The sequence below is a fragment of the Phaeobacter sp. 11ANDIMAR09 genome (assembly GCF_001294455.1).
In the GTDB taxonomy this organism is placed as follows: Bacteria; Pseudomonadota; Alphaproteobacteria; order Rhodobacterales; family Rhodobacteraceae; genus Pseudophaeobacter.
Map to the genome: position 1 here is coordinate 1 of NZ_LIKT01000014.1, position 13,527 is coordinate 13,527.

15 protein-coding genes and 1 pseudogene are annotated in these 13,527 nt (G+C 55.5%); 12 read left to right on the forward strand and 4 right to left on the reverse strand.

Annotation, left to right across the window (positions count from 1 at the left end):
• The 3 genes and pseudogenes from AN476_RS12840 to AN476_RS12850 form a co-directional block, all read left to right on the forward strand.
• Positions 1-297: pseudogene (locus AN476_RS12840) on the forward strand (transposase); the annotation flags it as partial.
• A gap of 174 nt (positions 298-471) precedes the next feature.
• Entirely contained in the window at positions 472-780 is a 309-nt protein-coding gene (locus AN476_RS12845; RefSeq protein WP_054461993.1) for a hypothetical protein, read from the forward strand.
• Positions 768-2,345 (forward strand): methyl-accepting chemotaxis protein, encoded by a 1,578-nt coding sequence (locus AN476_RS12850; protein ID WP_054461994.1) that lies wholly within the window; start codon positions 768-770, stop codon positions 2,343-2,345. Before AN476_RS12845 ends, AN476_RS12850 begins: the two co-directional genes overlap by 13 nt.
• Before the next feature lie 539 nt (positions 2,346-2,884).
• Here AN476_RS12850 and AN476_RS12855 read toward each other — a convergent pair.
• Entirely contained in the window at positions 2,885-3,556 is a 672-nt protein-coding gene (locus AN476_RS12855; protein WP_054461995.1) for a GntR family transcriptional regulator, read from the reverse strand.
• A gap of 158 nt (positions 3,557-3,714) precedes the next feature.
• Here AN476_RS12855 and dctP point away from each other — a divergent pair, with 158 nt between their 5' ends.
• The 6 genes from dctP to AN476_RS12880 all read left to right on the forward strand — a co-directional run bounded on the left by dctP (position 3,715) and on the right by AN476_RS12880 (position 8,389).
• Positions 3,715-4,743 carry a TRAP transporter substrate-binding protein DctP gene (gene dctP / locus AN476_RS12860; protein WP_054461996.1) on the forward strand — a complete coding sequence of 343 codons (1,029 nt, stop codon included), beginning with the start codon at positions 3,715-3,717 and terminating at the stop codon, positions 4,741-4,743.
• 65 nt (positions 4,744-4,808) lie between these two features.
• On the forward strand, positions 4,809-5,321 hold the full coding sequence (locus AN476_RS12865) for a TRAP transporter small permease subunit (protein ID WP_054461997.1): 513 nt from the start codon (positions 4,809-4,811) through the stop codon (positions 5,319-5,321).
• Entirely contained in the window at positions 5,321-6,628 is a 1,308-nt protein-coding gene (locus AN476_RS12870) for a TRAP transporter large permease subunit (RefSeq protein WP_054461998.1), read from the forward strand. Before AN476_RS12865 ends, AN476_RS12870 begins: the two co-directional genes overlap by 1 nt.
• Before the next feature lie 10 nt (positions 6,629-6,638).
• The gene (locus AN476_RS23490) at positions 6,639-6,761 is read left to right on the forward strand and encodes a hypothetical protein (protein WP_256363950.1); all 123 of its coding nucleotides are present in this window, start codon (positions 6,639-6,641) and stop codon (positions 6,759-6,761) included.
• 25 nt (positions 6,762-6,786) lie between these two features.
• Positions 6,787-7,860 (forward strand): tartrate dehydrogenase, encoded by a 1,074-nt coding sequence (locus tag AN476_RS12875; protein WP_054461999.1) that lies wholly within the window; start codon positions 6,787-6,789, stop codon positions 7,858-7,860.
• A 160-nt stretch (positions 7,861-8,020) separates the two neighbouring features.
• Positions 8,021-8,389, forward strand: coding sequence for a hypothetical protein (locus tag AN476_RS12880; RefSeq protein ID WP_054462000.1), 369 nt, complete (start codon positions 8,021-8,023; stop codon positions 8,387-8,389).
• 166 nt (positions 8,390-8,555) lie between these two features.
• On the opposite strand, the gene AN476_RS12885 is transcribed toward AN476_RS12880, so the two are convergent.
• Both AN476_RS12885 and AN476_RS12890 read right to left on the reverse strand, forming a co-directional pair.
• Positions 8,556-9,155, reverse strand: coding sequence for a L,D-transpeptidase (locus AN476_RS12885; RefSeq protein WP_054462001.1), 600 nt, complete (start codon positions 9,153-9,155; stop codon positions 8,556-8,558).
• Positions 9,156-9,358: 203 nt separating this feature from the next.
• A complete protein-coding gene (locus AN476_RS12890; protein WP_054462002.1) occupies positions 9,359-10,858 on the reverse strand; it encodes a CoA-acylating methylmalonate-semialdehyde dehydrogenase in 1,500 nt (499 codons plus the stop codon).
• 147 nt (positions 10,859-11,005) lie between these two features.
• Between AN476_RS12890 and AN476_RS12895 the strand changes: the two genes are divergently transcribed.
• The 3 genes from AN476_RS12895 (at position 11,006) to coaD (ending at position 13,160) form a co-directional block, all read left to right on the forward strand.
• Complete coding sequence (locus AN476_RS12895) at positions 11,006-11,902, forward strand: LysR family transcriptional regulator (RefSeq protein WP_054462003.1); 897 nt, start codon at positions 11,006-11,008, stop codon at positions 11,900-11,902.
• A gap of 55 nt (positions 11,903-11,957) precedes the next feature.
• Positions 11,958-12,392: a CBS domain-containing protein gene (locus AN476_RS12900; protein WP_054462004.1), complete on the forward strand. Its 435-nt coding sequence runs from the start codon at positions 11,958-11,960 to the stop codon at positions 12,390-12,392.
• Positions 12,393-12,659: 267 nt separating this feature from the next.
• Entirely contained in the window at positions 12,660-13,160 is a 501-nt protein-coding gene (gene coaD / locus AN476_RS12905; protein WP_054462005.1) for a pantetheine-phosphate adenylyltransferase, read from the forward strand.
• 134 nt (positions 13,161-13,294) lie between these two features.
• On the opposite strand, the gene AN476_RS12910 is transcribed toward coaD, so the two are convergent.
• Positions 13,295-13,438: a hypothetical protein gene (locus tag AN476_RS12910; protein ID WP_054462006.1), complete on the reverse strand. Its 144-nt coding sequence runs from the start codon at positions 13,436-13,438 to the stop codon at positions 13,295-13,297.
• Positions 13,439-13,527 lie beyond the last annotated feature (89 nt).

Genomic DNA, 13,527 nt, shown 5'->3' on the forward strand with positions numbered 1-13,527 from the left:
GGCGGCCCAGAGTTTATCGCTGAGGCCGTCAGAGACTGGATCAAAGCTGTCGGTGCAAAGACCGCGTGTATCGAGCCAGGATCGCCGTGGGAGAACGGATTTTGCGAGAGCTTCAACGGGCGGATGCGCGACGAACTGCTGAACGGGGAGGTTTTCTACTCCTTCCGAGAGGCTCAACTCATCATCGAAAGCTGAACGAAACACTACAACACCAAACGACCACACAGTGCTCTGGGCTACCGACCACCCGCGCCTGAAGCCATCGTCCCGGTGGGCCAAAGGCCAATCATGCACTAACTTTCAAATTGGACCACGCAAGTGGCGCCGCTCAACTTCTGTCAGTCCAAAACACACTACAGTTCTCAAAAACGTTAGCCTTTTCTTTTGACCCATTAAGATTTTCGGTTTTTTGTCAGGGCCACTCTTTGGGTCTTTAGATTCGATAAGGGATTTTACTGCAAAGCTCTCAAGATGAAAGTTTCCGTTCCAGACGCAGCACTCATGGTGTTCACTTCGGCCATTGTGATCTGTTCCCCAATCTTGCCGCTGTTTATGCAAGCACGTCCCCAAGTTGGAGATATCGCACTGGTTGTTGCATCTCCCTGGGGCGATCCCGCGTGGATTGCCAAAAAGGCCGGTGTGCAAGAAGTGGCACCAGAGCGCGCACCCTTGGGTGTTCTGGTTGCACTGGAAAGTCCTGAAAGCGTTTCCCAGCTTTACGCGTATGGTGCTTGGCTGGTGATCGATGGAGAAAGAATCTTAGAAATATGCGCAATATAAAACCCTCCGGGGAAAAATCGAGTTCCGTCAGCGGAATCTTGGCAAACGAACGTAGCATTCAGCAAATCGCCAGTTGGCTCTTGGTGCCAGGCCCGGCAGTTGCCGCATTTTATCTGAATGACAATGGCAGTTGGTGGATCTTTGCGGGTCTCAGCATGGTACTGGGTGTTCTTGCATATGCGTCAAAGGCTCTGCCTCCCTCAACAAGGGACTATTTGTTGAGTTTCAGCTTTGTGGCCCACTGTATCTTGCTGACAGCATCGCTGAGTGGCCATGCTTGGCAGCTGGATACCCATATGATGTTCTTCGCGGCTCTTGCCATTGTCTCAACCCTTGCTAATCCTAGGGCGTTGATATTTGCAACTGTCTTGATCGCGCTGCACCATATCTCCTTTAGTGTTCTGTTGCCTAAGATGGTCTACCCCAGTGGTGATTTGATGGCGAACCTCCAGCGCACCGTTTTGCACGCTATTATTGTTTTGCTGGAAGCAGGCGTTTTGTTGCTTAGTATGCTCAAAAGTATCGCTGCTGATGCTGAGCTGAAACACCAGCAAGAAGAAGCTAGTGCGCAGACGCTCTTTGCCGAAGAAGCGCAAGCCAAGGCCTCCAAAAGTCAGCAAGATGCTGAACATGTTGTGGAAACTGTCGGATTACATCTGGGCGAGATGGCACGTGGCCGGTTGGATTGCACCATCAACGGGGTTTTCCCAGGTGAATACGAAGAGCTGCGCACGAATTTCAACGCAACGGTGACCTCGCTGAAAGAAACTATGGAGCAGGTGATTGGGGCCAGTGAGAGCATTAAAAGCAGGGCCACCGAAATCAGCCAGGCCTCGGATGATCTGTCGCATCGGACCGAAAGTCAGGCCGCCACGCTGGAAGAAACAGCCGCGGCTCTGGAAGAAATGACTGTGTCAGTGAAATCCGCAGCAGATGGCGCACGCAATGTTGAAAACACCATGGATGAGGCGCGCAAAGAAGCTGAAGGCAGCGGTGAAATTGTCACAAAGGCAGTTGCAGCGATGTCGACAATCGAGAGTTCCTCTGATCAGATTGCGCAGATCATTGGGGTTATTGATGACATTGCTTTCCAGACCAACCTTCTGGCCCTCAACGCTGGTGTGGAAGCGGCACGTGCTGGGGAAGCAGGCAAAGGTTTTGCGGTTGTTGCTTCCGAAGTACGCGGATTGGCGCAGCGCTCTGCCGATGCAGCGACTGAGATCAAAGCGCTGATTACCGAGAGTTCAAAGCAGGTTGAACAGGGTGTTACCCTTGTTGGCGATGCAGGGAAATCTATTGGCACCATTATCAGACGGGTGAACGAGATTTCAAAACTGATTTCAGACATTGCCAATGGCGCGGTTGAGCAATCAACGGGCCTGGGGGAGATCAACACCGGTGTTAGCCAGCTGGACAATGTGACCCAACAAAACGCAGCCATGGTCGAACAGGCGACTGCCGCTGGCCACATGTTGCACGCAGATGCAACCAAGCTCTCGGGATTGATGGCGCGGTTTGAACTGGATCAACAAATTGCTGTGACGCCTACCTGCGCTGCTGCTTAGGCTGGAGCAAAATTACTGCAATCGGGCATCTGGCCTTTCTGCCAAGTGCCCGTTTGTGTTTCTTGCGGAGCTCTTTAGCAGATCCTTTCCGCTACTATTTGAAGCAACAGAAAACGGTTTTCTGCGTACCGCGGCCTTTGGTCGGAGGACCGGCATTTGTTTGGGCAGCAATCATCCGTTGAATGATAGCTTCGGGAAACTCGGCCAGATTCTTTGGTCTCTCGGCACGGCTGAACCCGCACCAAGCACGAAGGTCGTGAAAGGCCAAGGAGCTGACCTTCCAGCGTTTCTAGGGTTGCGCACTGACCAGTCAGACCGCCTCGGTTCTGCGTCGTCGGCAGCTTTGCGCAGAACGTGACCTTTGCAAAGTTTCTCTGATTGCCCATCAGCGGACATTCAATATCGGCTTTGGCCTTGAACTCAGGCGCATGGTTCTGCGGCTTCTTCTTTTTGGATCACGTCTTTCGCCATGCGAACCGCCTTAACGACGGGTCCGCAATCCCGCGACCACAACTGTTGCGTAAAACAACGGCCAGCTTTCAAAGTTGTCCAATGCCTGATTTCTCGAGAATACTGACCAGTTCATCTGCGGCTCTGCAGCGATGTTGGGAGAATGCACTAATAGCGCCTTTGACATCTTGGCTACGTATACAATCGACAATTTTTCGATGCTCGGCGTTTGATTTTGTCGGCATGTCACGCAATCGCAAGGTAATCATACGGGCGCGGTGCACTTGGTCGCTGAGTTCCGCAACGACGGCGCTGAGCCTGTGGTTTCCGTGCAGGCTAAGCAGCCCCATATGGAAGCGGTCATCGGCACCGGCCCAAGTCTCCAGATCCTGATTTTCAAGCGCGACCTCCATATCATGCATGGCCTGTTCAATTGGTTCGAGTTCCCGATCAGTAAGACCTTTGGTAGCGAGTTTTCCCGCTATGTTTGGCTCCAGAACCATCAGCATTTCATAAATTTCGCGCATGTCTTCGACGCGGAGAGGCAAGACACGCATGCCTTTTCGCGGTATCAATTCAACCAAGCCTTCGCTTTCAAGGCGGATGAGTGCTTCGCGGATTGTCGAGCGGCCTACACTGAACCGCTGAGCCAACTCAGGTTCGGTCAACTGCAGCCCCGGCGCCATCCTGTTCAGACGGATTTCGGTTTTGAGCAGGCGATAGGCCCCCTCCGCGCGGGTCGTTTTGCTTTGGTTCTCCATACTCTCTCTTAGCAATCAATTTTCCGAAGGTCACTACGTCGGCGTTGACTCATTCGAAAATATTCGCAATTAATGCCGACATTAAATGCTGCAATAGGCAGCTTGGGCAAGACAAATGCCTCACTCAGAGGCCGCCCAGCACAGGGAGGAGAAACAGAATGACTTTGAAAAGACTCGCCGCGGCTGTGGCGCTAACGGCTGGCGCAATGTCCGGTATGGCTCAGGCCGAGACGGTTCTGAAGCTTCAAACGTCGACCCAATCGGGTGCGTTTGAATACACCTACATTGCCGAAGAATGGGGTGAACGTCTTAAGGCTATGTCGGGAGGCGAGCTGTCCATCGAGTTCTTCCCGATCAACGCGATCGTGGACCGTAAGGAAACACCTGAGGCCGTTATGGCGGGGGTACTGTCTGGCGATCTGACAGCGGTATCCTATTTTGCTGGCCGTGATCCCGCCTTTGCCATTCTGGGCGATTTGATCGCGGGCTATGATTCCGTGGATCAGGTGCAGACCTTCTGTCGCCATGGCGGCGGTCGTGATGCACTGCAGGCCTTGTGGGATGCGACGCTTCCCGATGCAGTGCACGTCGTTGGGTGTGCCGCATCCGCTAAGGAAGCGCTTGTGGCCAAGGCCGAGATCAATGGCGTTGCCGACCTGGAAGGTATCAAAATTCGCTCCCCTTCGGGGCTTGCTGCAACCGTGTTCCAAAAAGCCGGAGCCGCGCCTGTGTCCATGTCTTTGAGTGACGTGTTTACCGCGCTGGAAAAGGGCGTAATCGACGCTGCCGACGCCTCGGCCTATATCAATAACTCCACGTCCGGTTTCCACCAGATCGCAAAGAACCCCCTTTATCCGGGTATCCACTCCATGGCTGTGCGCCAGTTTACAATCAACAAGGGCGTTTGGGAGAGCCTTACGCCTGCGCAGCAGAGCACGCTCGAGATCTGGTTCTACGCGACCTATGACGATGTGCGCCGCCAACTCGATCTGCAAGACCGCGCACAGGTGTCCAAGGATGTCGCCAGCGGAGAGATCAACGTGATCGATTGGCCACAGGAAGAGCGTGACAAGTTCCGCGCGATTGCGGTGGAGGCCTGGGAAGAAACCGCCGATAAATCACCGGCCGCTCGTGCGGCTCTCGAAGCTCATTATACCTACATGCGCACGATCGGCCTGTTGAAGTAAGGCCGATTGGACTGGCGAGGACGGGATAAGCCTCGCCAGTTACCCAATCTGGAAAAGATAATATCATGCAGAAACTTGTCGAGCCCATAGGCCGACTGAGCGTGTTCCTGGGCAAAGCTTGCGGCGTCTTCTACCTCGCGGCAATCGGGCTCTCGGTCTATGAAGTCTTTATGCGCTATGCCTTGGGTGCGCCAACCTCTTGGACATCTGAAACTATCATGGCGCTTGTCGCTACTGCATGGTTGTTCTGTGTTGGCGCGGTGACCCAACAGCGGCGCCATATCACCGTGACCACGATGGAACTCCTGGTCGGGGAACAGGTCTGGCGCCGGATGAAGCGCATTGCCATCGTGATTTCCATGCTGGGCGTTGGCGGTCTCATCATCATGCTGTGGGGGCCTATGGTGAAGGTGCTCGCAGCCCCACAGACCACCGGCAGCGCCTTTGATCCGCCAATCCCAACCTACGTCAAAACCGCCTTCTTCTTTGCCGGTGCTCTCTACTTCCTGCAGCTCCTTGCAAACCTCTTTACGCCGTCCAAGGACTTGGCGGAACCAACCGAAATGGGTGTCGAATAATGGGCATAGAATTAATTACGTTGCTCATCATTGCGGCCCTATTCAGCCTGATGGCGATGGGCGTGCCGCTTGGGGCCTCGACACTTCTGATTTCGGTTTCGACCGCATATCTTGCCTATGGCACCAATGGCTTCATTCTCGTGACCTCAGCAGTAACCAAAGTTGCCGACAAACAGGCGCTGATTGCAGTGCCCTTCTTTGTTTTCATGGCCAACATCATGGAACGATCCGGGGTGGCAAAAGAGCTCTTTGACTCTATGGCGATCCTTGGTGGCAAGATGCGCGGCGGTGTCGCGGTGCAAACCTGTCTGGTTGCCGTAATCCTTGCAGCCATGTCCGGTGTGGTCGGGGGCGAAATCGTCCTTCTGGGAGTCATCGCCCTGCCGCAACTTTTCCGGCTTAGCTATGATCGCAAGCTGTCGATTGGTGTTCTGGCGGCCTCCGGTTCGCTGGCGACTCTGATTCCGCCCAGCGTTGTGTTGATTGTCTATGGGGCCGAGGCCAATGTGTCGGTCAAAGACCTGTTCACGGCAGGCATCTTGCCGGGCGTGTTGCTGGCTTCTCTTTACATCACCTACGTGCTGATCCGGGTGCGGCTGAATCCTGCCATGGGACCGGTTTATGATCACCCGGCGGCCGAATTATCTTTGGTGCAGAGGCTAAAGTATCTCAAGGGCCTGATACTACCATTCTTGCTGATCTTCAGCGTTTTGGGCTCAATTTACGGCGGTATCGCCACCGTGACTGAATCCGCAGCACTTGGTGCTGTGGGAGCGTTGATCGTCGCCGCCGCCCGCAGGGAACTCACCCTGAAAGGGGTGCGCGAAGCGCTCTGGGCCACCACGCTGACCACCGGCTCCATTCTTTGGCTGATCATCGGTGCGGTTAGCCTTGTTGGGATCTACAACATTCTCGGCGGCACCCGGTTCCTCAGCGGCCTTCTCACTGCTCTGGACGTGGCGCCAATTGTGGTGATCATCATCATGATGGCGATCATCTTCTTCCTGGGCACCTTCCTGGAATGGATCGCAATTGTGTTTATCACGGTTCCGGTCTTTGCTCCGGTGGTGACCCAGCTGGGGTATGACCCGGTCTGGTTTGGCATTCTCTTTGCCATGAACATCCAGATCTACATGCTGTCGCCGCCTTTTGGCCCAGCCTGCTTCTATCTGAAATCAGTAGCGCCCAAAGACGTGACCTTGCAGGAGATCTTCCTGGCCGTGCTTCCCTTCATCGGCTTGCAGATCATTGGCCTCGCTCTTGTGATGGCTTTCCCGCAAATCGCGCTTTGGCTGCCCGGACTCTGAGGAGAGAGCGATGGATACCAACGACGAAGAACACAAGGTCTACGACTTCGGCTGGTGGCCGGAGATTGTGGGCGCTCTGGCAGTGGGGCTGTTGCTCTTCTACCTGATCGCCTTTGCACGCGGATCTCTCTGAAAACTAATAAAAACGGTCTCAAGACATGAAAACTTACAAAATCGCTTCAATTCCGGCAGACGGCATTGGTCCGGAAGTCATTGCCGCAGGTTTGCAAGCGCTGGAGGCACTGGCCCGGCGCGATGGCGGCTTCCAACTGGATGTCACCAGCTTTGACTGGGGCTCGGAACGCTATAAGAAAACCGGTGCCCTGATGCCCGAAGATGGCACCCAACAACTCAAGGGTTTCGACGCAATTTTCTTTGGCGCGGTTGGCGCGCCGGACGTGCCGGATCACGTTACGCTCTGGGGCCTGCGTCTCCCGATTTGTCAGGGCTTTGATCAATACGCCAATGTTCGCCCAACCCGTATCTTGCCAGGCATCAAATCCCCCCTTGAGGGGGTGAAGCGCAAGGATCTAGATTGGGTGATCGTGCGGGAAAACTCCGAAGGCGAATACTCAGGGCACGGTGGACGCGCCCACAAAGGACTTCCCGAGGAAGTCGGAACCGAGGTTTCGATCTTTACGCGGGTCGGCGTGACACGGATCATGCGCTACGCCTTCGCTCTGGCCCAATCGCGTCCGCGCAAACTGCTTACCGTAGTGACAAAATCCAATGCTCAGAGATTTGGCATGGTGATGTGGGATGAGATTGCCGCCGAAGTGGCTCAGGAATTCCCGGATGTGACCTGGGACAAGATGCTTGTGGATGCCATGACAGTGCGGATGGTGAAAAACCCGCAAAGCCTCGACACCATTGTGGCAACAAACCTGCATGCCGACATTCTCTCTGATCTGGCAGGCGCCTTGGCGGGTTCCCTTGGCGTGGCGCCAACTGGCAACATTGATCCCGAGCGTCGCTATCCGTCGATGTTTGAGCCAATCCATGGATCCGCGTTTGACATCACCGGCAAAGGTATTGCCAACCCCGTGGCGACCTTCTGGACCGCTTCGCAAATGCTCGAACATCTTGGCGAAGGGGACGCAGCCAAGCGCTTAATGCGTGCAGTAGAAGCTGTTTGTGCTTCGGGCGTAATGACACCTGATGTCGGCGGCAATGCCACCACTCAAGAGGTGACGGACGCCCTGTGCGAAGCCATTCGCGGCGAAAACATCTGACGAAAACGCCAGCATTAAACCTAGGCGCTGTGGATCAGGCATCGCGGGGTTTGTAGCGGCAGTGGTCACTGCAAACCCCGCTAAATTCTTGGTGAAAGATCTGCCTAAAAACCCAATAGGCCGGAGTATCCACGCCGGAGTCGAAAAAGCTTCTGGCGCGATGGTTCGTGAACATCCTGATGTGGGTCTTGATCGCAGCGCATTGGGGCTGCCAGGGGATGCTTTTGTGTCCTGCAGTTTGAAGAACCCCAATTGGGCAACACCGCAGGATTTTGATGTCTGGATGACGCTGCTGCATGGGGTGCCGGACCGTGTCTTGTGGAGTCTGGCGCCAAACGAAATTCTGCAACAAAACCTGCTGAATGAGACCAAGGCCCGCGGCATTGGGTCCGAGCGTCTGGTCTTTGCGGATCGGTTGTCAACGCCGGACCATGTGGCGCGGCTGCCCAAGGCGGATTTGTTTCCGGACGCCTTAACTACAATGCCCATACCACCGCCAGCGAGGCGGTTTTGTCGGGGGTTCCCCTGATGGAAAAGGCCATTCTGCGCTACGAAAAAGGTCTGAAACCAAAACACCTGTTGCTGAGTTGATCCAAAGGCAGGGGGGGTTTGGCGCCAGTCAGCAGGAGCCAAGGGCTGGGATCAGCCAGGTTCTGCTCAGGGGCTAGGCTGAGACCTGGCCTTTGAGGGCGTCGTTACAGCACACGTACCTGAGTGCCGACTTTAACCAGCGGATAGAGTTGCTCAACATGCTGATTGTAAAGACCAATACAGCCTGATGAGCTTTGCCGCCCGATTTTGCGGGTGTCATGGGTTCCATGCACCAGATAGGCCGGCCAGCTGAGGTACATGGCGCGGGTTCCCAACGGGTTGCCGGGCCCACCGGGTAGTCGCCTTGGCAGGCTTGGGTCGCGTTCACGCATGGAAGCCGTCGGAGTCCAGCTGGGGTTTTCCGCTTTGCGCACCACTTTGGTGTAGCCGCGTTTGGTCAGTTCTTCCGACATCGGCACAGAGGAGGGGTAGAGGCGATAGGTTTCACCGTCGCTGCCCCAATAATGCACTGCCCGCGAAGTCACATCTGCCAACAGGCAGCCCACACCCAATTCCTCAAAATGGTCCTGCCAGCTCTGCTGCTGAAAAGAGGAGATATTGCGTTTGACCGAAGGCTGATCGGAAATCGGATCTTCACTTTGCGGGAAGGCGTCGCTCGATTGTGCCCGCAGCAATGCAGGGGTGGCAAGCGTTGCACCAAGCCCCAGAAGGGCGGCGCGGCGATGGAGAGGTTTTGAAGACATGTTCGGGCCACACAGAGGTTTTTGGGAGGGACTGCCTACCCATATGGGATAGGATCCAGGTGTGAAAAGACCTGGGCACATCACTTTTGCGTTTTTGACCGGATTGTTGCCGCCGTTCCCCTCAGCCGTTCCCTTCAATGGGGAAACAAAAAGGAGCCCCGAATTGCTTCGGGGCTCCTTTCTTTATTCATTTAAGCAAGGGGTTAATCCATTGCTTTAAAGTTGAATTCGCCACCCTGACGGATGCCCGAAGGCCAGCGAGAGGTGATGGTTTTGGTGCGTGTGTAGAATTTGAACGCGTCCGGACCGTGCTGGTTCAAATCGCCAAAGGCAGATTTCTTCCAGCCGCCAAAGGTGTGATAGGCCAGTGGCACGGGGATTGGCACGTTGATGCCGATCATGCCGATGTTGATCCGGTTGGCAAAGTCACGCGCGGTGTCACCATCGCGGGTATAGATGGCCGTACCGTTGCCATATTCGTGATCCATCGCATAGGACAGCGCTTCCTCATAGGTTTCAGCGCGCACGGTGGACAGAACCGGGCCAAAGATCTCATGCTTGTAGATGTCCATGTCAGTGGTGACATTGTCAAACAGGCTTGGACCAACAAAGAAACCTTCTTCATAGCCCTGCAGGCTGAAGTCACGGCCATCGACAACCAGATCCGCACCCTGATCAACACCGGTCTGAACCAGGCGCTCGATGTTAGCCTTGGCAGCTGCGGTCACAACAGGACCGTAATCAACATCATCGCCAGCCGTGTAAGGGCCAACCTTGAGGCTCTCAACGCGGGGGATCAGCTTTTCAATCAGCTTGTCCGCTGTCTCTTTTCCGACAGGAACCGCAACCGAAATGGCCATGCAGCGTTCGCCTGCCGCGCCGTAGCCTGCACCGATCAGGGCGTCAGCCGCCTGGTCGAGGTCGGCGTCGGGCATGATGATCATGTGGTTCTTGGCGCCGCCAAAGCATTGAACGCGCTTACCCTGGGCACAGCCGGTGCCGTAGATATATTCAGCAATTGGGGTGGAGCCCACAAAACCAACCGACTGGATAGTGTCGTCAAACAGGATCGCGTCCACAGCTTCTTTGTCGCCGTTTACGACCTGGATGATGCCTTTTGGCAGGCCAGCTTCTTCCAGCAGTTCCGCCAGCATCAAAGGCACCGAGGGGTCACGCTCGGAAGGTTTGAGGATAAAGGCGTTGCCGCAAGCAATTGCTGGAGCAAACATCCACATGGGGATCATCGCTGGGAAGTTGAACGGGGTGATACCCGCGGTCACACCCAGGGCCTGACGCATGGAATACATGTCGATGCCGGGGCCGGCGCTATCGGTGAATTCACCCTTCAGCATCTGCGGCGCGCCGATGCAGTATTCTACAACTTCCAGACCACGCTGGATGTCGCCTTTGGCGTCGGGGAAAGTCTTGCCGTGCTCACGCGACAGGGTTTCGGCCAGCTTGTCCATATCGCGGTTCAAGAGGTCGACAAATTTCATCATCACACGAGCGCGACGCTGCGGATTTACTTTTTCCCAAGCGGGCTGCGCCTTGGCCGCTACGGCAACCGCATGCTCCATCTCTTCCTTGCTGGCCAGTGGGCATTTTGCCTGCACTTCGCCAGTGGCTGGGTTGAAGACGTCAGAAAAACGGCCCGAGGTGCCTTTGACGTGTTCGCCATTGATGTAATGGGTGAGTTCTTGCATCTGAAAAAACCTCCTCTTGATCAGTTGGCCAAAGCTTAGTCTTGCAAAAAGAGGTGGAAAAGGGGAAAGATTTCAAAGAGGATTTGCAAGAACGCAAATGGTTAACGGGGTGGAAAACTCCTGGATCAAACTGAGGGGACCGTGCAGATGGATGCTCAATGGGATGATATGAAAGTGTTTTTGGCGGTAGCCCGTGAAGCCAGCCTGTCTGGTGCCGGGCGTATCTTAAAAATGGATCCCGCCACTGTTGGCCGGCGTATTGCCCGGTTTGAAGCTGCATTGGAAACCCCGCTTTTTGTCAAATCCCCACAGGGCTATGCGCTGAGCGCGGCAGGGGACCGGCTTTTGGTGCATGCGGAGGCAGCTGAACAGGCCATGCGCGCCGGGGCCGAGGCGCTTACCGGGCCTAGTGATACCCTGTCCGGGCAGATCCGCATTGGGGCGCCGGATGGCAGCGCCAATTACATCCTGCCGCAGGTCTGTGCCCAAATCTGCGAGGAACACCCGGATCTGGACATCCAGATTGTGGCCTTGCCTCGGGTGATCAATCTCAGCCGCCGGGAGGCGGATATGGCAGTGACGGTCAGTGCACCCACGGCAGGGCAGCTCTTGGTGCAGAAACTGACCGATTACAAACTGCACATGGTGGGCTCGCACCACTATCTGCGCAAACATCCCCCGATCAAAAAGCTCGAAGACCTCAAGGGCCACAAAATGATCGGTTATATCCCGGACATGATCTTTGATCAGGAGCTGGATTATATCAGCAATCTTGGGATCGAGCGGGTGGCGCTGGCCTCCAATTCAGTTTCGGTACAGATTAAGCTGGCGGCCCAGGGCACGGCGCTCTGTGTGGCGCATGATTTCTCGCTGCCTGCGCACCGGATGCTGCGCAAAGTCCTGACCGATAAAATCAGCCTGACCCGCAGTTTCTATCTGGTGCGCCATCAGGGCGATCAACGCAGTGAGCGGCTCAACCGTTTTGCCCGCGCCCTGACCAAGGGCATCCGCGACGAGGTGGCCCGGCTGGAGGCCTTGACTTGACGCGGCGTTGCGGCAACGCTTGGGAATACGACATAAAATTACCAAAGGAGCACATATGCTGGTTCAATTGATTCTGAAATCCAAGGCGGGTGCCGCAGTTGTGACCGTGGCCCCAGATGCGTCCGTTGCTGATGCAGCAGCTCTGCTTTCGGACAAGGGGATCGGTACGGTGGTTGTTTCTTCTGATGGCCAAACAGCCGACGGCATCCTGTCAGAGCGTGACATCGTCCGGGAGCTGGGCACCAGTGGCTCGGGTTGTCTGCAAAAACCTGTGAGCGCCTATATGACCACAAAGCTGGTGACATGCTCCAGCCAATCCAATGTCGAGGACATCCTGAAACAGATGACCGAAGGGCGTTTCCGCCACATGCCAGTGGTTGAAGAGGGCAAGATGGTTGGCCTGGTCTCCCTGGGGGACGTGGTCAAGGCGCAGCTGGCAGAAATCGCCATGGAAAAAGACGCGCTGGAAGGCATGATCATGGGGCATTGATCCCTGGACGTCTATCCTGCACCCCGATCTGGCATCATGGCTGCGACTGCAGGGGCTCTGCCCTCGTATGAACCGGATGTTTGCGGGCCCTGGAACGCTCGGGGCAGGGCTAGCTCTGTCTGAGCGTCACAAGGAACGTAGGGTCGCGACCAGATGACGCGCAGGAATGGCGCTCTGCGTATTTTCCCCCTCTTGCATCCCTAGGGCTTAGGCTGTTTGGTCTGGGCCATAGCTTAGACAGAAACTGCGAATTGTCAGGAGGGGCCAATGACGCGTATCGGCTTGTATCCAGGGACTTTTGATCCCATCACTTTGGGTCACATCGATATTATTCGCCGCGCAAGTGCGTTGGTGGATAAACTGGTCATTGGGGTTGCGATCAATCGCGACAAGGGGCCGCTGTTCTCGCTGGAAGAACGAGTCGCCATGATCAAGGCGGAATGTGCGGAACTGAGCGCCGAGACCGGCACCGAGATCGTGGTGCATCCCTTTGAAAACTTGCTGATTGATTGTGCCCGCGACGTGGGCGCTCAGATCATCGTGCGGGGGCTGCGTGCTGTTGCAGACTTTGAGTATGAATACCAGATGGTTGGCATGAACCGGGTGCTCGACAGTTCGGTCGAAACCGTGTTTTTGATGGCAGAGGCGCGGCACCAGGCCATTGCTTCCAAACTGGTCAAGGAAATCGCCCGGTTGGATGGGGATGTTTCCAGCTTTGTCACGCCGCAGGTGCTCGCGCAGCTGAAAAAGCAGCTGGGAAAAACCTGAGGGTTCACCAATCTGGCCGCAACTGGTCTAAAACAGTCGTTCAAAGGCGTGGCGCATCTGCAGCCGCGCCTTTTTATTTTGACGGGCAGGAGCTGACCTGCCGTCTCGTTGCGGGCGCCACCTCCGGCGGGCTGCTATCGCCAAAAGGCGATCCAATCCATCAGTTCATACATTTTTTTGGCCAGGAACAGCAGGTTCGTCCCGTCGGCAAGAAACAGATCGGCAAGGATACCAAGGACCAACAATAGGCCAAGCCAGTTTGCAATTTTCGGTGTCATGGGGTCTCGCCAAAAAGAAACACCCGCTCAGATATGCCTGAGCGGGTGAAAAATCTCAAGAGTGTCTTGGCCTTAGCCAGAAACTACCA